Origin of the sequence: Chthonomonas calidirosea T49 (assembly GCF_000427095.1) — a bacterium.
GTDB lineage: Bacteria > Armatimonadota > Chthonomonadetes > Chthonomonadales > Chthonomonadaceae > Chthonomonas > Chthonomonas calidirosea.
In genome coordinates this window covers 590,925-612,297 of sequence record NC_021487.1, presented here as the reverse complement: position 1 = coordinate 612,297, position 21,373 = coordinate 590,925, and the positions used below count along the sequence as shown (strand labels likewise).

Genomic DNA, 21,373 nt, shown 5'->3' with positions numbered 1-21,373 from the left:
ACATCAAATATAAAAAACGGGTTGGAACATCCAACCCATTAACGTTTATAGCGGAGGAGGGACTCGAACCCCCGACACTTCGGGTATGAACCGAATGCTCTAACCAGCTGAGCTACTCCGCCCCATGGAGTCAACCCTGCATTTCCTCGTGGTTCCTATTTTACCATGAGAAGGCTGCATTTTTCAAGGCGAATGGGTTACTTGTGCCACACCTTGAGAAGAAGACGAACAGGAGAAACAGAGAGGTTTGGAGAACAGAACATAGATAGATGGAGGAGGGTTCTGCTTCACTTTTATGAAGAACCAAGCGAAGAAAGCTCATGAGGGCGTTAGTGCGAAGGCGATCTGGATTGCGCTAGGTCTTATTTCCCTTAGTGTGTGGTGGATCGTCTATTCGGAAATGCGAACGCAGGTCACTGAGATCACCTCAACATCCTTGCCAATGGGGGTTATCTTTCTTCTTTTTCTGCTGTGTTTAGGAAACGCCCTTATTGCTCGCTATTTTGGCAAGAACCTGCTTTCTGGGCCGGAGCTGGCAATTATCTATACACTAACGGCAGTTGGCTCATCGTTGGCCGGCATTGGGATGGTAGGTTTTATGATGCCTGCCCTAGCAAACCCCTTCTATTACAACAATGCGACGAACCATTGGGCGAAGATTGCAAGCTGGGCGCCATGGTTTTGGGCGCCGCATGATTCTAAGGCCATTCGTGCATTCTATTTAGGCAACAGCACTCTTTATACGTGGGGGCACATTCGGGCTTGGTTGGCGCCTGTGCTCTATTGGGGTCTCTTCTTTATGGCCTTGCTGGGGTTTTTCCTTTGTGTGGCCTTACTGTTAAGGCGCCAGTGGATCGAGCAAGAGCGTTTGAGCTACCCTATCATTGTGTTGCCGATGGAGATGACGCTCTATCCCGATGGTTTCCTAGGGTTCCTACGGCAACGTGGTTTGCTGATAGGATTTCTCATTCCCGTGGTGCTTCAGACGATCAATAGCCTCAACTATCTGTTTCCCTCTGTACCCTATATTCCGGTAAAGCCGACTATCAACGGGCCCTTAGACCTTGGGCCTCTGTTTACGACACCACCTTGGAACGCTTTAGGCTATTTTCCGCTTGCTTTTCATCCGAATACCATTGGTTTGGCCTATCTTCTGCCAGCGGACGTGTCCTTTTCATGTTGGTTTTTCTATCTTGTACGGAAGGGGCTTGATGTTTTTTGCACCGCAATGGGTTGGCGTAGCCCACAGAGTAGCCCGATAGTGAATCGGATTCCCTATTCGCCCGAGCAGGGGGTTGGAGCTTGGATAGCAATGGCGATCATGGTATTATGGTTGGCGCGTCGAGAGTTGAAGCGCTACGGCTCAGCTGCATTTCGGTTACGCGGGTGTAGTGACAGGGAGGCAGCCTCGTTACGTTGGGCGGTATGGGGCGCTCTGGCATCGTTTGGCGGAATGGTCTTTTTAATTGGGGTCGGGGGAATGCCCATTACACTTGTAGTGGTGATGGTGCTTGTGGTGACTGCCTACCTGTTAGCACTTACGCGCATACGCGTGGATGCCGGCACGGCCTGGCATTTCGGGCCGTTTATTCCTGCCCAGGAGGTCGTTGCAAATTGGGTTGGACCGGCGACCCTGTCTCCCACCTCGATCAGCACTTTGGCATTCCATGAGTGGTACAACTTGGACTATCGTTCCATGACGGTGCCGCATCTTTTTGAGGGCTATCGCATGGCCTATGCAGGGAAAAGCTCGGTTCGCCGCCTCACTTGGGCTATGTTGCTCTGTATCATTGTGGGATACTTTGTGTCCTGCTGGGCTTCGTTGCAGCTCTACTATACTTATGGAGCGGCGACCGCCCATGTAAACCCATGGCGCATTCAGATGGGACAGATCCCTTGGAACCTGGCGCAGGCACACCAACAGTCGCTTCAGCACTACCCAGACTGGCCGGGGATCGAAGGGATGGTAGCTGGAGCGCTTGTTACCTTCCTGCTGTTTTACGCGCGCTCACAGTTCACATGGTGGCCCTTTCATCCGGCGGGTTATGCGATCGGCAATACGTTTATAACGGACCTGCTTTGGTGTCCGTTCCTAGTAGGATGGCTAGCTAAAGTGTTAATACTGCGCTATGGAGGGATGCAGTCGTATCGCAAAGCGCTTCCCTTCTTTATCGGGCTTATTCTAGGGGACTATGTGATAGCCTGTTTATGGTCACTAGCGGGAGTCGCCTTTCATATGAGTATGTACAGGTGTTTTCCAAACTAAGATGAACCGAACGAAACCTTCTATGCCTGACCCGCGCCTGCTCGGTCCTATAGTGACGACAAATACGCCTCGCGAGTTGGCCATGCCGAAAACTTTAGAGGATTGGCGGAAATGGCGTCTCTTTGTGCGCCGGCGTATTTTAACGGCTGCAGGGCTTTCTCCCATGCCTGCTCGCACGCCCCTTTATCCGCAGATATTTCGGCGTCTTGAGCGTGATGGCTACTCTATTGAGACCGTTGCGATAGAGTCGTTACCGGGCTTTTGGCTCTACGGCAATCTCTATCAGCCGTTGCCACTGCCGGAGGTACGGCAGCCGGGCGTCCTCATAGCTCATGGGCATTGGGCATCGGGGCGTTTAACCGATACAGACGAGGCCTCTTTCGTCGCATGTGGCATCGCGATGGCGCGAGCTGGGTGGACGGCTTTTGCTTATGACATGGTGGGGTATACCGATACCACTCTTGTAAGCCATCAATTCGCCTTGGATGCCGAAGAGGCTCTATGGGAAATAAGCCTCTTCGGTTTACAGACATGGAACAGCCTGCGTGCTCTCGATTTTCTTCTCTCCCTACCTCATGTTGACCCGGCTCGGATAGGGATGACAGGAGCCTCTGGCGGAGGAACACAGACGATGGTGCTTGCCGCCATTGACGATCGGTTAAAGGTGTCGGCTCCTTGTGTGATGGTTTCACATACGATGCAAGGCGGCTGTCTCTGTGAGAACGCGCCCGGCCTACGGATAGACTTTTCTAATCTCGACATAGCGGCGGCTCACGCGCCTAATCCACAGATTCTCGTTGGAGCCACCGGTGACTGGACCAAAGATACGCTCACCGTAGAGGGGCCTTCTATTGCACGTATCTATGCCCTTTACAGGCGTCCGGAGAGTTTTCGATATCGGCTCTTGGATTATGGACACAATTTCAATGAGGCCTCACGTAGGGAGGTTTATACCTTCATGGCCGAGCAGTTTGGGAGCAACGCAATTCCAACCGACCTTCCGTTTCCTAAAGAACGTGAGGAGGATATGCGCGCTCCGCAGTGGGCGAGAACACGCGGCATGGCTGAAACGGAAATCAAGGGGGCGTTACGACATCGGGCGGTGCAGATGTTGGAAGAGGCTGTTCGTTTTGCTTTTAAGGATAGAGAGGCTCTGCACGATCGATACTTCTCTTTATGGCAACATGTTCTGGCCATCGATTCTCCCAAGGATGTGGATATCGTGTGGGAGATAAAGGAAACCGAAAGCGAGATAGGAGGCCAGCGCTTGCAGGTCGTTTTCGGATATGAGGGGAGGCAGGAGCGCCTAGAGGCCATTCTGATGGAGCCTTATCTGCACGGTGGCGTGTGGGGAGCTATTCTCGTAGATGGCACGGCTGGGACTATAGGAGACGATCCGTTCCTTCTAATGCTCTTAAAGTTGGGGTTGCGTGTGTTGCGGCCGAAGCGGTTGACGCTTAACACTGAAGAGGAGAGACAGCGTTATGAAGACTACTCTAGGGACTTCTTTTGTACCTACAATCGTACACTGCTTCAAGAACGTTTGAAAGATCTGCGGGCCTCCATAGGCTTCATGAAGCGCCTTGGTGTGGAGCACCTCGTGGTTATCGGCAGGGAGGGGGCCGGTCTTGAGGCCTTGTTGATGGCGCCTTTTGTCACGATCCTGATCGCCGATGTCCAACATGCAGAAACAGAGCAACCAGCTTTCTGGAAGACTTCCGACCGATTCTTGCCTGGCATCATGCGCTTAGGAGGAACGGTGCTGCCCCTTGCGTTAGCCGCATCTCGCCCCGTCTACCTTTACAACGTGGGCGATCGGTTTTGTGCTCCGGAGCATTTCGATGAGCTTACGAAGGCCTATGGGAGCAGGCTGCATTGGACGCGAACAGAGCCTTCACATGTAGAGATAGTAAACTGGATAGCTCAGAATCTTCGTTTTCAATTAGAGACAGGTTAATGAATGGAGGATGCCTCAATTGTGGTGGTCTCCGTAGCCTCCTTATCTCGTTTTGATGAGGGGGTCATCGGTTTCAGTTGAAGGCTGAGCAGGAAGGCAACGGCCATAAGCAGTGCGGAGCAGAAGAAGGGGACTCCTGTAGCGTTTGGGAGACCAATGAGATAGTTATTGATGGGTGGTGCGATGATACGTGCAAGGCTGCCCAAACCTTGTTGAACACCGCTAAGGGCCCCTATCTCGGATGGGTCTGCAGCATGGGTAATAAGCGCATTAAGGGACGGGGTCATCACCCCCATTGCGATCGCGATACAGATGCTGAGGAGGTAGATACCCCATAAAGAGGGTGTTAGGCCGATGCCGATGAGCGTTAAGGTCATCAGCATGGCTCCAAATCGAACCAGGTAATGTTCACCGATAAAGTGAGCTAAGCCACGCACAATGAAGCCTTGCACAACGAGACTGGAGAGACCCACGATCAGGAAGATACGACTCGTTATGATGGCCTCTATTTTCTCAAACTGGTGACGGCGTACGATATCTGGTAGGGATGCCCAGGGTTGACCGAGATGATGTGTCTGCCATGTACGTATGGCAGTCTGTTCTAGAGTGTGGTGGAAGCGTAGAATAACAAGCCAAGAGAAAGAGGACTCAACAGCAGTAAAAGCGAAGGTAACGAAGGCAAACACCAGAAGTTGAGCACGAATATTTGGTTCATGGAAGGCCGCTGCGATAGATCGCAAGAGAGCGAGGGGGCCTTTTTCTGTTGTAGCGTTGGCTGAGGCTTCACGGCGAGCCAGTGAGAGGCTTTCTGGCAGCATAGCAAGTGCCCACAGGAAGTTGCAGAAGGAAAGAAAGGCTGCTAGCAGCGCGGGTGTGGCGATGGGAGAAAGGGATCCGATGGCGATACGGCTTGCGTAACCTCCGACGACAGGCCCGAAGGCGAAGCCAAGGCCGAAAGCGATACCGAGCACCGCCATCCCACTCGCGCGTTTTTCGGGTGGGGTGACATCGGCAATATAGGCTTGGGCAGTTGGAAGGCTGGCGGAGGTAAGAGCACCCGCGGCCACGCGAGCTAAGAAAAGGACCAAAAGGTTAGGAGCTAGTCCAAAGGTAAGAAAGGTGCCAGCAGATCCGCAAAGCCCGATAAGAATAACAGGTCTACGCCCGATACGATCGGAAAGACGGCCCCAGATGGGGGCTGTGAGAAACTGCATGAGGGAGTAACACCCCAGCAACATACCTCCTACCCATGCGCCACCGCCATAGTGAGAGATATAGACGGGGATAAGGGGTAGGATAAGCCCGAAACCGAGCATGTCTATAAACAGCGTGAGCGCCAAAATGAGCAGTGGCGAACGCCGCATCTCTCCTGATTTACTTTGCCTTCTCAATTTGAACTCCCTATCTATTTTACCGATAAACTCCTCTATTTCGTGGCAGGTTGTCGGCGTTTGACGTCCATAAGAGAAGAGAGCTCATTGGAACAGGGAACGATCAGATTTGATGCGCTGCATGTTGTAGTAGAACTTGGTTTGTGATAAGATGGGGCGGCTGCATAAGAATTTGATAGATGGTCTCGGCGACCTCTTCTGGTTTTAGAAGCAGCTCCACACGCGGCCTGCCTTGCAGCGCATCCCAAAAGGGTGTATCTACTCCAGAACAGCAGATGTTAGTGATGCGGATATTATGGCGCTTCACCTCCTGTAGAAGGGCGTTGCTGAAGCCGATGACGGCATGCTTTGTTGCGCAATAGAGAGCAGCATTTGGGATAGTTTTTATTCCGAGGATGCCGGGCAGATTGATGATCAACCCCTGTTTCTGTTCGATCATGTAAGGTAGGACAGCTTGAGTAAGGAGCATTGTGCCCAAAACATTTACCCTCCACAGTTGTTCCATGGTGGAGCTATCCACCTCCAAAAAAGGACCGATGGCACCGATGCCAGCACTATTAACCAGCACGTCTATCCGGCCGAATCGACGGAGTGTAGAGCTAACAAGGCGTTCGACATCTAGAGGGTTTGTAACATCGGCTTGGACGGCATGGAAACTATCGGCGGGAGGCATTAGCTCAGAAAGGGCTGTTTCGAGACGTTCTACGGTACGGCCTGCGATGGTCACGGCAAATTTGGGAGAGGTCAACAGCCGTTTCGCGGTGGCCTTGCCTATCCCACTGCTTCCGCCTGTAATGAGAACAACCTTTTGATCGTCGTGCATCGTTTGCTCCTTTCATGGTGACTGTTATTAGAGAATACGAGGACGTCAAACATATTTCTCCATAGTAATATTTTGCTCATTTTCTCTTTCGCTCCCGGGCAGGATTTGGTAGAGACGTTGAAGAATCAGCGAAGAAATTTCAACAGACGAGATCATCAGGAGGTGTGGAGTTAGGAATGAATTTCTACATGCGAACCGTGGGACTGTTTGGGGTGCTGTTTGGGTTAGGGATGGCTATCATCCAAGATGGAACGAACAAAATGCCGCCGATACCCTCTTATGCGTCGCTGAAAGATCCGGCCTCGCTCGCGGCCATTGCCTGCGGTGAGCCACCGTTACAAATCATCCTTTTGCGTCAAGGATATAAAGTAGATACCGTTCGAGATGAGATAGAGGCTCAGCGTTTTGTGAAGGCTGGCAGGGGGCCAGTTATTTTCAAGCCGATTGCAGCCTATGGGCTTTATAAAGTTTGCAGTGCGGGTTGGTACCCTGTAAAGCCAGCTTCAGCGACCTCCAACAATTTACCTCCGCCGCCAGAGAAGCACCTGCTCTGGCGCATAGATGCGCCCTACAATAAGCAGGACTTTCCACCGGTGATGGCTGGTAGTAGCCTTCAGTTCGACCCTGGTCGACAAAGATTCGGGCTGTGGGTTTCTACCGCTGGGTTCCCCAACGAGACGATCTGTACGGAGGATATCTTACAGGTTTACGATCCCCGTTTTAAGCCAAACGACCGGCACAAGGCCCACGTGATTCCCGCGCGGGATGCATCGGGTAAGCTGATTCCTAACACCTATCTCATCGGTTGGGAGTACTCGACAAATAACGATGATCAGGATGTAGTGACATTGGTAAGCAATGTGAAGCCTGTGCATTGAGGTGATCTGCTGTAAGGAGGTCGGATATGGAGCGAGAAAGAAAAAACGGAAGCATGCTGACCGTTACCTCGCCTGTTAGACAGCCCGAGGCATCGGAAGTTCAGAATAGGCGTGAGGCTTTAGGGATCATCATAGACGGGTCGTTGAGTAGAGGTTTGGTGATGCGTCTTGCCGCCGACAAGAGTGTAGAAGACCTACGGGCGGGGGAATTTGTAGTGGTGGAAGGGCAAAAGAACCGATTCTTTGCCATTCTGGGCGACATAGAGCTGGCAGCGATTCACAAGGATATTCTTTTAAACCCTCCTCAACCGGAAGAGCGATTACGGTGCGCCGTGTTGGCCGGAACGAGCGCTTACGGTTTGGTGCACTTACGCCCTATGGTTCTGTTTCCTATTGACGAGGCGGGGGCGGATGCCTCGGGATGCAAGGATGAGCTGTTGCCGGTTCGCACGGTACCTGCGCACTTCAGCGCCGTTTATGAGGCAACCCAAGAGGATGTCAGCCGTGTGTTTGGTATAGAAGAGGAGGGAGAGCCCTATTTCTGTGTGGGCACGCCACTAGATATGGATGCGCAGGTATGCATCAATATGGACCGGTGGATTGAGCGCTCGAATGCCATTTTCGGCAAATCCGGCACAGGGAAGACCTTCCTGACTCGTCTTTGCCTCTGTGGAGCTATCCGGGCTAGAAAAGCCGTGCATCTGATTTTTGACATGCATAATGAGTATGGTTGGGAGGGGCGATCGGAAACCGCGCAAGGCAAGAAGGTACGAGGGTTAAAGCAAATTTTTGGTTCTCAAGTTGTCATCGCGACACTAGATAGTACATCCTCAAAGATTCGAGGAGTCAGGCCAGATTTCGAGGTCAAGATAGGTTATGATCAGGTGGAGGTTGACGATATTCTTCTATTACAAGACGAGTTAAATCTCAACGAGGCTGCGCGTGAGACCTGTTATCTTTTGGAAAAGATTTACAATAAGGACTGGTTGCGTAAGCTTCTGGAGTTGGATCTATCGGCTATAAAGGAGCTTTGTGCGGAGTATAACATTCACTCGGGAGCCTTAAGTGCGCTCCAGCGCAAACTAACTAGTTTGGAAAGGGACTGTAAAGGTTTTCTCGTTCGTGACTTACCTCCTGGAGAAGACCCCGTTCAGCGCATTCTAAGCGAACTGCAGCGCGGGCATGATGTGGTACTGGAGTTTGGCCGCCACGACAAGCCAAGGCAGTACATGCTGGTTGCCAACATTCTTACTCGCCGCTTACATGATCTCTATGTGGAGCAAACCGAGAAAGCGTTGGGCGGCGAAGGAAGCGAGCCGCATCATCTCATCGTGGTAATAGAAGAGGCACATAAGTTCCTTTCACCCTTGTTAGCGAATCAAACTATTTTTGGCACGATCGCACGGGAGATGCGTAAGTACCATATGACGCTGCTGATCGTAGATCAGCGTCCAAGTCAGATCGACCGGGAGACGCTTTCGCAGGTCGGGACGCGCATCTGCTGTCTGCTTGATGAGGAAAGCGATATGGATGCGGCTCTCACGGGTATAATGGGCGCATCCGATTTGAGGGCGGTGCTGGCAAGTTTAGAGACACGTCAGCAAGCGCTTATCTTTGGTCATGCCGTCCCCATGCCGGTGGTCATACGTACCCGCACCTATGACGATGCCTTCATACAGGCTATGACGTTCCCGGGGACTGGTTCTCGGCAAAATAAGGATGCCGATTTTGAGCGAGAGCGAGACAGAGATTTTTAATTTAAAGCATTCGGGAGGTACTGTTTGAAGCGTTTTCGGCGAGCGTGGTGGTCTCTATCTCTGGCGCTTTTGCCGAATCTCCTTGCCGTTCGTGCTGCTGCAAGCGAAGCTGTTGAATCTTCCTCTGAAAAACAGCAAACTTCTGTTCAAACAAACGGAACCCTTGTGGTATCAGGAGCGAAGTTATTGCGTCAGAACCTCACTAACGGTAGTTTGGAGGCACCAGAGGGAGCAACCGTCGTCTACACAGCTCCAGATGGAACACAGACGACGCTGAAAGCCGGGTCTTTTTTTTACGATGGCATGACAGCAATAGCGGAGGCTAGGGGGCCGATCACTTTGCAGCGTGCGGAAGGTATGTTTACCGGTGCGAAGCTTACCTACAACTTCCGCGATCGTAGGGGCACGCTTGAGCAGGCCCGCCTTGAGACAGACCTCTTTCGAGCCAGCGGCAGTCGCATCGAGCTTTTACCTGATGGGCGTGATACACTTTACGATGCCCAATTCACGACCTGCACTTTAGTTCATCCAGACTACCTCATACGCGCGCGACGTATTCAGCTGGTGCCAGGTCAATATGTACAGGCCGACGGCATTACGTTTCAGGTTGGCCATACTGTTTTGCCCTCGTTTCCTTCTTATCGGTATAGTTTGGGGACGGGAGGCGGCTCGCCGACGCTACTGCCGGGCTACGATCGAACCGATGGGCCCTACGTTTCCATTAGCCAGAGTTTGCTAGGGGGCCTCCACAGCAGTCTGGATGTCAACGCCCGTGTAGGAGTAAAGACGTTACCCGTCGGCACAGTGGATTATGTGTTAGCCCTGCAGTCGGTAACCCGCAGCTTTTCTGCTCGCTCGGTACTAGGAGATGTGGCCGATCCGTTGCAAGGTACTTTGGAGCGGCTTGCTCCCGCAATATATAGTCGTGACCCTCATGAAATTACCTTTCAGCCTCGTAGCAGTTTTTTCTACGCGATGTTGCAGAACCGGCAGTTCGTGTACAACCGGAATTTTAATAATATCTCGATCTCCCGTTTTCCGGAGGTGGGGGTGCGATTCGTGAATATGTTTGGCAGTCACGAGCCGCCAGCAGGGCAAGCCTTTTCGTTAGAAGCGCCACTGCAAGTAGATGTTGCGGCCTATGGGGCCGAAATCAACGAGCTGCCAACGCATGTAACTGCTGCGCGTTTCGGGCTGCGCACCGATCTTATCAGCCCCGCTATCGTCATTGGACGTCGAATTGACCTGCGCTTTGCTTTTACCAACTGGGTAAGCTTCTATTCAACAGGAACCGCTTATGCCATTCTTTCGCCAGAGGCCGGGTTGGACTATCTTCCAACCCGAACTTCGCGCCTTAACGTGTCGCTGCGTCATTTAGCGGATTTAGGGAGAACCCCCTTTCTGTTTGATCGCAGAGATGTGCGCAACGAGCTGCGTCTTCAGTATCAAGTAGGAGGAACGTGGGCGTTTGGCTTGATGAGCCACATTGATTTAGACCACAACCGTGCCTACGATAATGAGTTAGCCATCATCCGCAATTTCGATTGTATGCAGGTAGGGGTGTACTACCGTACGCGCTCGCAGCAGTTTGGAATTCTGTTCAATCTTCTCCCTGCCCCTCGGAGAGCGGTGGGGAAGCAGACGCTGGTTGCACCCCAACCCGATGGCGTTGGGGACTAAGCCAGAAGATAACCAGAGAAATAAGCCCAATTCCCAAAAGCGCATTGATGGCTACCGCTCGAGGGGCGCCGAAATGGTCGGCGGAGAGACCGATCAGCAGTCCTCCTACTGGTTGGAGTGCATTAAAGACAAGGGTATAAAGGGCCATAACACGTCCGCGCAGGGCGTCGGGGACTTGCTCTTGTACAAAGGTGTTAGCGGAAATTCCGCAAAGGATCATACAGAAGCCTATAAGAAGCAGGCAGGCCAACGCCAGCCGATAAGAAGCGGCACTTATGAACATCAGACTTGAAAGACCCAATCCGATAGCGCCGGCGAAGATGGTATAACGACGTGGGATACGCAGCCCGAACCAGGCTAAAGAGAGACCAGCCAAGGCAGCACCGAGACCGTTGGTTGAGACCATGGTGCTGTAGCCTTGCTTGCCCACGTGAAAAAGTTGAGCAAAGACCGGTAAAAGGGTAGTAACCGGCCATAGGAGAAGGCTGGCGGTGGCAATGAGCACGATCACTTGCAGCACGGAGCGAGTACGGAGAACGTAGGTTAGGCCCTCTTTAATAGGCTGGCGATGCGGTTTTACGCTTTGGTTTTCCATGCGCATAAGGAGCAATGAGAGGATAACCGCGAGGAAGCTTATTCCGTTCCAGAAGAAACAGGCTTCAGCACCCTGTTGTACAAGAACGAAGCCGGCGAGTGCTGGGCCGATGAAGCGGGCTAGGTTAAAGCGAAGTGAGTTAAGGGCGATGGCTCCGGGCAAAGCACGTCTATCATCCACCATGTCGGTGACAAAGGCCTGCTGTGATGGCATGGTATAGGCGCGGACAATGCCCAATAATCCTGCCATAAGGGCAATGTGCCAGGGCTGGATGGGGATAGGTGAATGGGGCCACGCTAGAAAGGCCAAGGTGAAAGCAAGGAGCATAGCTGCGGTCTGTGTGATGAGCAGCACATTGCGGCGGGGGTAGCGGTCGGCGACCTGTCCACCCGCAAAAGCGAAAGCCACATAACATAGCGCTCCTGTACCTGATACGATGCCCAACCAAGTAGCTGATTGCGTTAGGTGATAAACGAGCCAGCTTTCAGCTACCTGTTGCATCCAGGTGCCGGCCACCGATATAAGTTGTCCTATGAAGAAAAGGCGGAAGTTCCGAAAGCGAAAAGGATAGAAAGGGCCGATCCGCTCTTCGATAAGCACGGCCTCCCCGGCATGGGCAGAGGTAGAATGGTTTGAAGGAGCTTTTGTTTCGTCCATGGAGTTCCACCAATATGTTACCCTTCTTGAGAGGGTTTTGGGAAAGTTCCCGTTGCTGGGAGGAATAGGGTATACTAATTCTATCGAAAAAGTAAGGTTTCGACCCTTTTTAGGGAACGGAGCCTATGAGGAAAGCGTAAATTCAGTCATGAGCACACTACTCAGGTTATCTGAGGGAGCCGGTTCTGAGAGCGCTTACACCCCTTCCACATCGCCCGACCCTGCTTTGCGACCACATCCGGTGGGCCTATTAGAGCTAATCGGAAACACACCGCTATTGCGGCTGCGGCGAGTGGTTCCGAAGAACCCGCGCGTAACCATCTATGCAAAAGCCGAGTGGGCTAATCCGGGAGGGTCGGTGAAAGATCGTCCGGCACTCAACATGATCTTGGAAGGGGAGCGTAGTGGCGCCTTACGGCCTGGAAAGATCATTCTCGATGCCACCTCTGGGAACACGGGCATTGCTTATGCCATGATCGGCGCGGCTATGGGCTACGAGGTACATCTCTGTTTGCCGGCGAACGCAAGTGAGGAGCGCAAGCAGATACTACGTGCCTATGGTGCGCAACTTATTCTCACCGATCCACGACTCTCTTCCGACGGGGCGATTTTAAAAGCGCGCGAGCTCTATGCAGCGCAGCCAGATCGCTACTTCTATCCGGATCAGTATAATAACCCGGCCAACTGGCGTGCGCACTACCTCACTACGGCACCGGAGATCTGGCAGCAGACGAACGGCCGAATAACTCATTTCGTGGCCGGCCTGGGCACAAGTGGAACCTTTGTGGGAACCGGGCGTCGTTTAAAAGAGTTCAATCCAGCCATCCGCCTGATTTCGTTCCAACCGGATTCGCCCTTCCACGGTTTGGAAGGGATGAAACACATGGCCAGCTCTATTGTGCCCGGAATCTACGATCCCAATTTAGCGGATGAGAACCGTGAGGTATCCACCGAGGAGGCCTATGCCATGGTGAAGCGGCTTGCGCGTGAGGAGGGCGTTTTGGTGGGCATCTCTGCGGCAGCAGCGATGGTCTGCTGCTTGAAGTTAGCGGAGGAGTTGGACGAAGGGGTCATTGTAACGATCTTTTGTGATACCGGAACGCGTTATCTTTCGGATCGCTTCTGGCATGAGGGGGAGTAAGTGATTCGTATTCCAAAATGTGTAGAGGAAGCTATCCATACCCATGGGGCAAAGGATTATCCTCGTGAGTGCGTAGGAGCGTTGCTAGGGCAGTTGGATGGCGAGATTCGCATCGTGCAGGAAGCAAGACCGCTGCCAAATACATTTGATCCCTCTTGGGAGGCCAGTCTGCGCGGAGAGGCCATTGAAAGTGTGCCAGGGCAGGAGCGGCGCTACCTCGTTTCGCCGAACACCATGTTTCAGCTGCTGCGCGAGGAGCGAAAGACCGGGATAAAGGTTTTAGGGTTCTATCACTCACATCCCGATCACCCGGCGCTCCCAAGCGACTTTGATAGGGAGTGGGCGTCGCCGTGGTATATCTACTGTATTCTCTCTGTGCGGCGGGGTGAGCCACAAGAGTTAACCGCCTGGCAACTCAACGAAGCCGGCGATGCCTTTTTAGAAGAGCCTATAGAGATCGTATCAGTTCATGAAGAGGGAAGAGACAATGCCTAAAATACTTGTGCCCACATCACTACAGCAGTTTGTTGGCGGAAACGACGAGATTAGCGTAGGGGGAACTACCGTCAAGGAGGCTTTAGATCAGCTACTGGAGCGTTACCCCGATCTGAGAAAGCATCTGTATAACGATAAGGGCGAGCTGCGTCACTTTGTTAACATCTACAAGGGAGCCGACGACACACGCGCTTTGCAGGGCTTAGAGACACCGGTGACCGATGCTGATGAGCTGAGTATTGTGCCCTCCATTGCTGGGGGGGTGGGAGTAGAGACAGCTCGGATCAACCCAAACGCTCTTTTGCCGGAGGAGCGCGTAGAGGCCGTTAGCTTTAGTAATGAGGAGATATTACGCTACAGCCGCCATCTTATTTTGCCGGAGGTCGGGCTGGAAGGACAGAAGAGGTTGAGGGCGGCGAAAGTGCTGTTGATCGGTGCCGGTGGCCTTGGGTCTCCACTCGCCCTCTATCTCGCCGCAGCTGGTGTAGGCACTATTGGCCTCGTAGATTTTGACGCTGTGGACTTAACCAACCTTCAACGCCAGGTTATCCACGGCACTAACGACGTAGGGCGTTCTAAGCTTGAATCTGCCAAAGAGACCATCCTGGATATCAACCCCCATGTAGAGGTTATCGGATTTGAGGAGCGATTTACCTCGCAGAATGCCTTAGAGATCGCTCGGGACTTTGACATCATTATAGATGGAACCGACAACTTCCCGACCCGCTACCTTACTAATGATGTCTGCGCACTGCTGGGGAAGCCTAATGTTTACGGATCGATCTTTCGTTTTGAGGGACAGGCCTCTGTATTTTGGGCCGGACACGGCCCGTGCTACCGGTGCCTATTCCCTGAACCTCCTCCTCCTGGATTGGTGCCCTCTTGTGCTGAAGGCGGGGTATTAGGTGTGTTGCCCGGCATTGTTGGGTGCATTCAGGCTATTGAAGCCATTAAACTGATATTAGGTATCGGCAACCCGCTTATTGGGCGGTTGTTAACTTTTAATGCACTGAAGATGCAGTTTCGTGAGCTGCGACTGCGTCGTGATCCAGCCTGCCCTCTATGTGGGGAGAATCCTACTATTCGTGAACTGATTGACTATGAGGAGTTCTGCGGTATTCGTGGTGAAGAGGCTCCTCCACCACAACTCGATGAGGTTGAGGAGATCACGGTTCAGGAGCTAAAGCGTCGTATGGATGCGGGCGAGAGGCTCACTATCATTGACGTTCGTGAGCCACACGAGTACGCGATAGCCCGCATTCCCAGGACACAGCTTATTCCTCTAGGGCAGATCGAGGAGCGTGCTCATGAGCTGGACCCGAATCAGGAGATCATCTTGCATTGTCGCAGCGGTAAGCGCAGTGCGGAGGCCCTGCTTAAGTTAAAGGCAAAGGGATTTAAGCACCTTAAGAACCTCAAAGGGGGTATTTTGGCTTGGAGTGAAGAGATAGATCCAAGCGTGCCGAAGTACTAAACCAATGCGCCTAGAGGCCGATGCGATCACTGCTGGATATGGCGGACGGATGGTTCTTCATGCCGTCCGCCTTGTTTTTCAGACAGGGGAGTTTGTAGGGCTTTTGGGGCCGAATGGCAGCGGAAAGTCCACTCTGTTACGCGTGCTCTCCGGGGTTTTACCGCCGCAATCGGGGCGTGTGGTTCTGGATGGAGAGGTTTTATCGCAGATTCCGGCTCATATCCGCGCCCAGAAAATCGCTTTTGTGCCTCAATTCGAGCCAGCCCTGTTCGATTTTAGCGCACTCGATGTGGTGCTGATGGGGCGCTATCCACATCGCGGTGGAAAGGGCTTTACTGGGGAAGATTATGCGATCGCTCGACGTTGTATGGCAGAGTTGGATATTCTTTCCTTGGCCGAGAGACCGATCACCCAGCTCTCAGGAGGCGAGCATCGGCGCGTCCTGATCGCACGCGCTTTAGCTCAAGAAGCTCCTCTTTTGCTTTTAGATGAGCCAACCGCTCATCTCGACATAACGCATCAGATAGAGTTGCTTCAGCATATTCAGAAGATGGTCGAACGTAGTCAAGGTAGGGTAGGTGTTATTGCTGCTCTGCACGATATCAATCAAGCCGCAGAGTTTTGCGAGCGACTTGTATTGCTGCGCGCTGGTCGCGTGGAAGCTTATGGCACGCCGGAGTCGGTACTAACACCGGCACATCTTCGTCGCGTCTACGACGCGGATATACAGGTGGGTCTGAACCCGGCCACCGGTAGGCCTACGCTGTTAAGCGTACGGCCGGCGCGTGCTAGGGAAGCGTGTGAGAGACCTCATGTCCATTTAGTATGCGGCGGTGGGTCGGGGATAGCTATTATGGGCACACTTATTCATCACGGATACAGGGTAAGCGCTGGGCCGCTCAATCTCTATGACAGCGATCAGGTTGCTGCCGAAGTGTTGGGGATAGAGGTTGTATTGGAGGCGCCATTTGCACCAATTCGCCAAGAGGTCTGCGCAACTGCCAAAACGATGATGCAGCGGGCTGACCTCGTGTGTGTAGCGCCGGTTCCCATCGGGCACGGCAATCTGCCTGTGTTGAATTTGGTGCAGGAGATGCAGGTAATGGGGAAGCGGGTTGTGTTGTTGGGCAACGAACGATTTGAAACCCGCGATTTCACAGGGGGAAAAGCCGCGCAGCTTCTGGCACAACTATGCCATCAGGGAGCAGAGTGTTATGCAACGGTGGAGGACTGGCTAGCCCATGAGGAATCAAATCAATCAATAGAAAACCCCTCCTACACTTGCTAATTAGGGGGAGTAAGTGAAGAGGATCTAGGATCGGTAGGAGGTGTTGATTTCCTATTCAATTGTTTAATAGGGCGACTGTCTCCTGATTCAATAGAACGTAGAGGCCGTAGATGCCTAAAATGGTGCCCAAGGGAAAGTTGAATAGCTCTAAGATCGAGAGCACGATGCCCAATATTCGGCTCCAACGTCTTCGAGTAAGCAGGCCATAGCCCAAGATAAGGCCTGGCAAGCCTACAATGAGAAGGAATATCCCAATCACTGACCCAATGCCGCTCGCCAAAAGTCCGCCAGCTGAATGATGTTGTACGCTACTTCCTACGTCGGCCGCTAGGCCTCCTAGAATAGTTATTACGCCTAAGATGGCGAATACTGCGTTAAGCAGGACATAGAGCCAACCTAGAATTTTTACGTGTAGTTCCATGTTCTCGATTTTGCCTCCTTTTAAATAGAGTAAAGGGATGCTACTAGAGCGACGCTGTATGCTTCTCAAATTTTTAAAAACTCCTGCTTTCCTTGCGAACGTTCTGATTTGAACGATCAGCTATGATGTTCTTGTATAATTGTAGGGTGCGCTCCCCTGCCTCTACGCAGGAGAGAGACACCACGACCGCCTTTCATCGGGATTTTTGGCATCTTAGGCGCAAACCCTTACCTTCAGGAAGGGGTGTCTGACTCGGGAGTTCATCGGGAGAGAATGAGGCTGGTCTCCTCATTGAAGAGCACGATGAGCCCATAAATGCCTAAGATCGTACCCATAGGGAAGTTGAGGAGATCGAACAGCGAAAACACGATGCCGAGTGCGCGGCTCCAGCCTCTCTCGGTCAACAGCCCATAGCCGAGCACGAGACCTGGTAGTCCAAAAATAAGGAAGAAGAAGCCAAAAAACGCTCCCATTCCGCTCACCAGAAAGGCTGGAACGATGTCTCGACTAAGCGCACTAGCTCCTAGCCCAAAGAAGAGAAACAAGAGAAAGATAGAGATCCCTAGCACAGCATAGACAGCATTGAAGATAATATGCAACCACGCTAATATTTTGATATGAACTTCCATACGAGCTTCTCCTGTTGGATATAGGGTGATATCATAATACATTTTATGGCTAATTAATTAGAGAAGGCTAATGACAGAGTATTATCTTGGCTTTCTCCGTTGTGAGAATGGCAAAGGTGTAGACGCCGAGCAGAGTTCCTAGCGGGAAATAAGCTAGCAGCATGGGCGACAGAATAAGGCCAAGCTTGCGACTCCAGCAGGTTTTTTGAAGCAGGCCGTAGCCGAGTATCATGCCAGGAACTGCTATCGTACACAAAAAAAGACCAATGAGCAGTCCTGGAATATAGACGAGCAGAGGAGTCAAGTGGGCCCATTCGCTGATGGTATGGCCTAGAAACAGCACCAAAAGTAGGATGGCACCCCCGACAAGCAGTGAAAAACTATGAAGCGCTATATGCAACCATCCAAGCACTTCAATATGCGTTGTCATATCCATCTGTCGGTTTCTTTCTACCCTTCATTTTCGGATAAGGCCTACTAGGGAAAGGGTTCTGTAGTTATTGACGGAGGAAAAACAGGTGGGGTTTCAGCGATGCAAAAGCATGTATTGCTGGAGCCTATCAAAGCGGAGTGCAGCTTTACCGCAGACGCTTACATGCGGCAGAGCAGCCACAGGGGAGTGAGGAGTACGGAAGGCTTTAGGCTGCTCTGCGAAACTCGATGTGAGATGCTTAGCTCTTACGATAGGGTTTTGAACTAGCCAACACCCGGGATTTTGATGGGAACGTCGTGGATCGTCATGCCTGCCTGCTTGGAGAGCGAATCAACGCTTGAAAGGGAGTTATTGGCGTTGTCAATGCCTTTTTGGTCGAACACTTTGTTTTTCAGATTTTGTCCCACGCTCGCAAAGGCGGCTTCCATGCGATCGATGGCTCCGGCGAGTTTATGTAATAAGGGGCTTTTGCTGGTGTGAGCTAAGTGATCGGCTGCTTTGAGACGATTGACAGCGAAGAGGGTGGCCAGACCGGCTTTCACAAGGGCGGCGGTTCGGTGGGGAGCACCTGGCTGAAAAGCACCGTGTTTGTAGGGGTTCCAAACCCAGTGATGGAAGGCGAAGAAGGCGACCCCTACGTCTGTAATGAAGCGCGTCTTATCGAAGAGCGCAGAGGCCGGTTTGCTAAACAGGGTAAAGCTGGTGAGTGTTGTAGCCGCGAGAGCGACAGCAAGCAAAGGACGCTTGTGGTGAGTCAGCATGTTTCAATTCCTCCTCATTGAAAGTAGTATCACATCACGAGAACCCTACGAGGGGATCGTGTGCAGTTGTTAAGACGGAATTCGGTTCTACTGCGTTTCATGAGATGGTCTTTGTAGACTATCGGCCACGATTACCGAATCTCCGTTCACAAGTGCTATTTTTCCTTCAATGCGATACCAGGCGATACGGTCTACGTAATCATCTTCGGCAAAGACGTCCCAACCGTGGTCGAGGGGGTTATGCGTGACGGCCACGCAGGCATGATTATCGAACCAACCGCTTTGGTTGCCCATAGCTGCACCGGGAGCCATTTTGCCTACAAGCAGACCATTCGACGTATAGTGATATATGTTGGCACTACGACCTCCTCCGGCTAGGCATCCGCCGCCAGGGAGGAAACAGATGCCTGGGCAGACCTCGGGCAACGGCACAGCCCAAAGCCGCCTACCGAGCTTATCAAAACGCACTAGCGTTGTACCACCCATCCAGAATGGGTTATTAGGAGGTGAGGGCCAGGTGTGGCTCCAACCCAGAGCATAGATGCTGCCGTCGTCGGCTCTTTGTGCCATAGTGGGGTCGAACCCGAGTGAAGAGACATCGCGTGGAATCACCTCATGTGCTTTAGCCCAGTCGTAGGTGGGATTACCGTGGGTGTCTAGCCTTCCCTTAGGCAGTTCCCAAATGCTATGGGTATCGAGGTTCGCAAACCATATGTTGCCCTGATCGTCCACATCCATCCCGAAAACGTTAACCGTTCCTTTTCCTGGGGGTTTAAACCAGAGGATCTCGTTCATCTGTGGGTGACCGGTTCCGTGTTGATCGTGCCATGTCCACTGTTGTGGCGGGCTAGGATGCGGTTGTTGCCAGTAGTGGCTCTTGCCTGTTGCATCGGGGTCGCGTCCGCCAACAAGCGCAGCGAGGTGAAGTACATGCCCTTCGAGGCGATAGACTTGAACACCATCTCCAGTTGGTAGAAAGAGAAAGCGACGGCCTTGAAAAGTAAGGATACGGGGTACACCGTGAACGTCACTGTGATACAGTACTGGATCGTTCAAACCATCTGCGACATAACGACTTTTGCCATGTTCAAAATCGTCGAGATGAAATAGATGTCCGCTCATAGAGAGAAAGAGGGTAGGGGAATCTGGAGCATTGATGCCAAGCGAAACGAATTCGGTGCACCACTGTTCCCACTGCAGCTTGCCGTTTGGCGACCATTTTGCCAGTCGGGCGCCGGAGATAGGCTCTTTTTGTGTGGTGATAATGCTACCATCTGGAGCGATGGCTACACCGGTGAGATGAAAGAAGCGATCGGGGGCACGATCGCCTGCTTTTGCTTTCTGACCAAGGGCACCGATCCGTCGAGCCTTAAGGCCATGGATAGCGTATATTTTCACTTGTCCTGCTCCCGTGTCGGCTACATAGAGTTTATTGAGGGGGCTGAAGGCGATCTCAACCGCCTCAGATAGATCGTGGATAGGTACGGCGAGTTGCTGGCCGGTAGCGGAGTAGACACGAATTTCGTGTTTCTCGGCGCTAACCCAAACGTGCCCTTGTGGATCTACGGCGATGGCTCGCGGCGTAGGCACCGAGAAGCTGCCCAAAAGATCACCGCTCTCCTTGTCGAAACGCCACACTCGGTTGCCGAGAAGGTCGGTTACAAAGAGGTTCTGCTGATCTACGGCGATGCCGCGCAAAGGCGTTTTTAAGAGCTCCGCTTCATCAGGAGGTACGTTTTGAGGAAGAAGGTGGCTCGGCCACTCATAGATTTGGATATGGCCATCCACGAGATGCTGACCGGAGAATGGGACTTCTTGGCCGTCGCTAAGGCGAAAGCGCTCGACCTGTTGCCGTTCATTCCATGGTGGGGAAGCCCATCCACCTACGGTGCAGTAGAGGTAGTCTTTGTCCACAGCGATTGCGTAGGGGATGCCGTTAGGCTTTCCGTTACGAATTTGAAAGTGGGCATCGTAGACAGAGTGTCCGTATTTATCCCATTTTTTGAAGTCGGCGCCGGCTTCGTCCCAGCCGTTGGCAGTGTAGATATTTCCCTCCTGATCGGTAGCAACGCAGAGAATACTAGCTGGCGTGTGTCCTTGGGCGTTTGGGGGCAAGCCACTGTTTCCAATGACACCTACATTGCGGTAGACACAGAAATTAGCAGCTACCAGTAGATGATAGCGTCCTGGCGGTGCCGGCTGGTCGCCCATGTCGAGACCATTCCATGTCGCGGTATGTTTGCCAGCAGAAGTGGGCTGCATTTGCCATAGAACACGAATGAGATGACCGTTGCTGTCATAGACGCCGGCGCTTGTAATGGCCTGCTGAGAAAGGGTGTAGTAAAAACGCTGGGTTTGAGAGGGTGTAGAGCTGTTTTGAGGTGAGCCAGAGTCGCCAAGTGATAAAAGAACGAGCATAGGTAAAAGGATAGCTTGCTGTCTAAGCCCCGATTTCATCGTGTTTCTCCTCATTTGTGTTTGAAAACAGATTTCGATGAAGGATTTCAAAAAACCTCTTTGTCAGTCCCTAGCCTCTGCCGCCTACTTCGAGAGAGGTACCGAATAGAGGTAAGCATCGCACATGCCTCCTAAAGCATCAGGCGCCATGGAGAGGAGCGGCAAGCCATTGCTTATTGAATGGATTGCGCAAAGAAAATCTCCTACCCATCATAACGATGGATTGGTAGACGGTGACTGCCCTATAAAAACGCCAATAATAGAGGCAAC

At 52.3% G+C, this 21,373-nt stretch carries 17 protein-coding genes and 1 tRNA gene; 9 read left to right on the top strand and 9 right to left on the bottom strand.

The features are described from left to right. Positions 1 to 48: 48 nt before the first annotated feature. A tRNA-Met gene (locus CCALI_RS02710) sits at positions 49 to 122 on the bottom strand. Positions 123 to 295: 173 nt separating this feature from the next. Here CCALI_RS02710 and CCALI_RS02705 point away from each other — a divergent pair. After that, positions 296 to 2,266, top strand: a complete 1,971-nt coding sequence (locus CCALI_RS02705; RefSeq protein WP_016481937.1) for a DUF6785 family protein — start codon at positions 296 to 298, stop codon at positions 2,264 to 2,266. Between the two features lies 1 nt (position 2,267). Next, positions 2,268 to 4,223, top strand: a complete 1,956-nt coding sequence (locus CCALI_RS14725) for a dienelactone hydrolase family protein (protein ID WP_052572316.1) — start codon at positions 2,268 to 2,270, stop codon at positions 4,221 to 4,223. Here CCALI_RS14725 and CCALI_RS14720 read toward each other — a convergent pair. Both CCALI_RS14720 and CCALI_RS02690 read right to left on the bottom strand, forming a co-directional pair. After that, positions 4,220 to 5,587, bottom strand: coding sequence for an MFS transporter (locus CCALI_RS14720; RefSeq protein ID WP_052572315.1), 1,368 nt, complete (start codon positions 5,585 to 5,587; stop codon positions 4,220 to 4,222). The two genes, CCALI_RS14725 and CCALI_RS14720, sit on opposite strands and share 4 nt — an antisense overlap. Positions 5,588 to 5,717: 130 nt before the next feature. Continuing rightward, positions 5,718 to 6,437: an SDR family oxidoreductase gene (locus CCALI_RS02690; protein WP_016481934.1), complete on the bottom strand. Its 720-nt coding sequence runs from the start codon at positions 6,435 to 6,437 to the stop codon at positions 5,718 to 5,720. A 176-nt stretch (positions 6,438 to 6,613) separates the two neighbouring features. On the opposite strand from CCALI_RS02690, the gene CCALI_RS02685 reads away from it, so the two are divergent. From CCALI_RS02685 to CCALI_RS02675, 3 genes are read left to right on the top strand one after another with little or no spacing between them, the layout of a single operon-like run. Beyond that, positions 6,614 to 7,315, top strand: coding sequence for a hypothetical protein (locus CCALI_RS02685; RefSeq protein WP_016481933.1), 702 nt, complete (start codon positions 6,614 to 6,616; stop codon positions 7,313 to 7,315). A 26-nt stretch (positions 7,316 to 7,341) separates the two neighbouring features. After that, a complete protein-coding gene (locus CCALI_RS02680; RefSeq protein ID WP_016481932.1) occupies positions 7,342 to 9,072 on the top strand; it encodes a helicase HerA domain-containing protein in 1,731 nt (576 codons plus the stop codon). 24 nt (positions 9,073 to 9,096) lie between these two features. Beyond that, positions 9,097 to 10,752, top strand: a complete 1,656-nt coding sequence (locus tag CCALI_RS02675) for an LPS-assembly protein LptD (RefSeq protein WP_016481931.1) — start codon at positions 9,097 to 9,099, stop codon at positions 10,750 to 10,752. Here the strand turns inward: CCALI_RS02675 and CCALI_RS02670 are convergent. Continuing rightward, entirely contained in the window at positions 10,673 to 12,004 is a 1,332-nt protein-coding gene (locus CCALI_RS02670) for an MFS transporter (protein ID WP_052572314.1), read from the bottom strand. The genes CCALI_RS02675 and CCALI_RS02670 overlap by 80 nt on opposite strands. Here CCALI_RS02670 and CCALI_RS02665 point away from each other — a divergent pair. The 4 genes from CCALI_RS02665 to CCALI_RS02650 are packed head-to-tail and all read left to right on the top strand — an operon-like array spanning position 12,003 to position 16,402. Then, complete coding sequence (locus tag CCALI_RS02665; protein ID WP_016481929.1) at positions 12,003 to 13,145, top strand: PLP-dependent cysteine synthase family protein; 1,143 nt, start codon at positions 12,003 to 12,005, stop codon at positions 13,143 to 13,145. The genes CCALI_RS02670 and CCALI_RS02665 overlap by 2 nt on opposite strands. Next, positions 13,146 to 13,640, top strand: coding sequence for a M67 family metallopeptidase (locus CCALI_RS02660; protein ID WP_016481928.1), 495 nt, complete (start codon positions 13,146 to 13,148; stop codon positions 13,638 to 13,640). Next, positions 13,633 to 15,114 carry a molybdopterin-synthase adenylyltransferase MoeB gene (moeB, locus tag CCALI_RS02655; RefSeq protein WP_016481927.1) on the top strand — a complete coding sequence of 494 codons (1,482 nt, stop codon included), beginning with the start codon at positions 13,633 to 13,635 and terminating at the stop codon, positions 15,112 to 15,114. Before CCALI_RS02660 ends, moeB begins: the two co-directional genes overlap by 8 nt. 4 nt (positions 15,115 to 15,118) lie before the next feature. Beyond that, the gene (locus CCALI_RS02650) at positions 15,119 to 16,402 is read left to right on the top strand and encodes an ABC transporter ATP-binding protein (protein ID WP_016481926.1); all 1,284 of its coding nucleotides are present in this window, start codon (positions 15,119 to 15,121) and stop codon (positions 16,400 to 16,402) included. Positions 16,403 to 16,457: 55 nt separating this feature from the next. On the opposite strand, the gene CCALI_RS02645 is transcribed toward CCALI_RS02650, so the two are convergent. The 5 genes from CCALI_RS02645 to CCALI_RS02625 all read right to left on the bottom strand — a co-directional run bounded on the left by CCALI_RS02645 (position 16,458) and on the right by CCALI_RS02625 (position 21,103). Next, complete coding sequence (locus tag CCALI_RS02645; RefSeq protein ID WP_016481925.1) at positions 16,458 to 16,823, bottom strand: DUF7144 family membrane protein; 366 nt, start codon at positions 16,821 to 16,823, stop codon at positions 16,458 to 16,460. Positions 16,824 to 17,083: 260 nt separating this feature from the next. Then, positions 17,084 to 17,452 carry a hypothetical protein gene (locus CCALI_RS14715; RefSeq protein WP_016481924.1) on the bottom strand — a complete coding sequence of 123 codons (369 nt, stop codon included), beginning with the start codon at positions 17,450 to 17,452 and terminating at the stop codon, positions 17,084 to 17,086. 67 nt (positions 17,453 to 17,519) lie between these two features. After that, a complete protein-coding gene (locus CCALI_RS02635; RefSeq protein WP_016481923.1) occupies positions 17,520 to 17,888 on the bottom strand; it encodes a hypothetical protein in 369 nt (122 codons plus the stop codon). A gap of 260 nt (positions 17,889 to 18,148) precedes the next feature. Further along, positions 18,149 to 18,646 (bottom strand): hypothetical protein, encoded by a 498-nt coding sequence (locus CCALI_RS14710; RefSeq protein ID WP_016481922.1) that lies wholly within the window; start codon positions 18,644 to 18,646, stop codon positions 18,149 to 18,151. Between the two features lie 87 nt (positions 18,647 to 18,733). Next, the gene (locus tag CCALI_RS02625) at positions 18,734 to 21,103 is read right to left on the bottom strand and encodes a FlgD immunoglobulin-like domain containing protein (RefSeq protein ID WP_016481921.1); all 2,370 of its coding nucleotides are present in this window, start codon (positions 21,101 to 21,103) and stop codon (positions 18,734 to 18,736) included. Positions 21,104 to 21,373: the final 270 nt, after the last annotated feature.

Excerpts from the sequence above, each read along its gene's own strand:
- CCALI_RS02645 (WP_016481925.1), bottom strand. The coding sequence starts at position 16,823 with ATGGAACTACACGTAAAAATTCTAGGTTGGCTCTATGTCCTGCTTAAC.
- CCALI_RS02650 (WP_016481926.1), top strand. The coding sequence starts at position 15,119 with ATGCGCCTAGAGGCCGATGCGATCACTGCTGGATATGGCGGACGGATG.
- CCALI_RS02625 (WP_016481921.1), bottom strand. The coding sequence starts at position 21,103 with ATGAAATCGGGGCTTAGACAGCAAGCTATCCTTTTACCTATGCTCGTT.
- CCALI_RS14710 (WP_016481922.1), bottom strand. The coding sequence starts at position 18,646 with ATGCTGACTCACCACAAGCGTCCTTTGCTTGCTGTCGCTCTCGCGGCT.
- CCALI_RS02665 (WP_016481929.1), top strand. The coding sequence starts at position 12,003 with ATGGAGTTCCACCAATATGTTACCCTTCTTGAGAGGGTTTTGGGAAAG.
- CCALI_RS14720 (WP_052572315.1), bottom strand. The coding sequence starts at position 5,587 with ATGCGGCGTTCGCCACTGCTCATTTTGGCGCTCACGCTGTTTATAGAC.
- CCALI_RS02635 (WP_016481923.1), bottom strand. The coding sequence starts at position 17,888 with ATGGATATGACAACGCATATTGAAGTGCTTGGATGGTTGCATATAGCG.
- CCALI_RS14725 (WP_052572316.1), top strand. The coding sequence starts at position 2,268 with ATGAACCGAACGAAACCTTCTATGCCTGACCCGCGCCTGCTCGGTCCT.
- CCALI_RS02670 (WP_052572314.1), bottom strand. The coding sequence starts at position 12,004 with ATGGACGAAACAAAAGCTCCTTCAAACCATTCTACCTCTGCCCATGCC.
- CCALI_RS02705 (WP_016481937.1), top strand. The coding sequence starts at position 296 with ATGAAGAACCAAGCGAAGAAAGCTCATGAGGGCGTTAGTGCGAAGGCG.
- CCALI_RS02680 (WP_016481932.1), top strand. The coding sequence starts at position 7,342 with ATGGAGCGAGAAAGAAAAAACGGAAGCATGCTGACCGTTACCTCGCCT.
- CCALI_RS02690 (WP_016481934.1), bottom strand. The coding sequence starts at position 6,437 with ATGCACGACGATCAAAAGGTTGTTCTCATTACAGGCGGAAGCAGTGGG.
- CCALI_RS02685 (WP_016481933.1), top strand. The coding sequence starts at position 6,614 with ATGAATTTCTACATGCGAACCGTGGGACTGTTTGGGGTGCTGTTTGGG.
- moeB (WP_016481927.1), top strand. The coding sequence starts at position 13,633 with ATGCCTAAAATACTTGTGCCCACATCACTACAGCAGTTTGTTGGCGGA.
- CCALI_RS14715 (WP_016481924.1), bottom strand. The coding sequence starts at position 17,452 with ATGGAAGTTCATATCAAAATATTAGCGTGGTTGCATATTATCTTCAAT.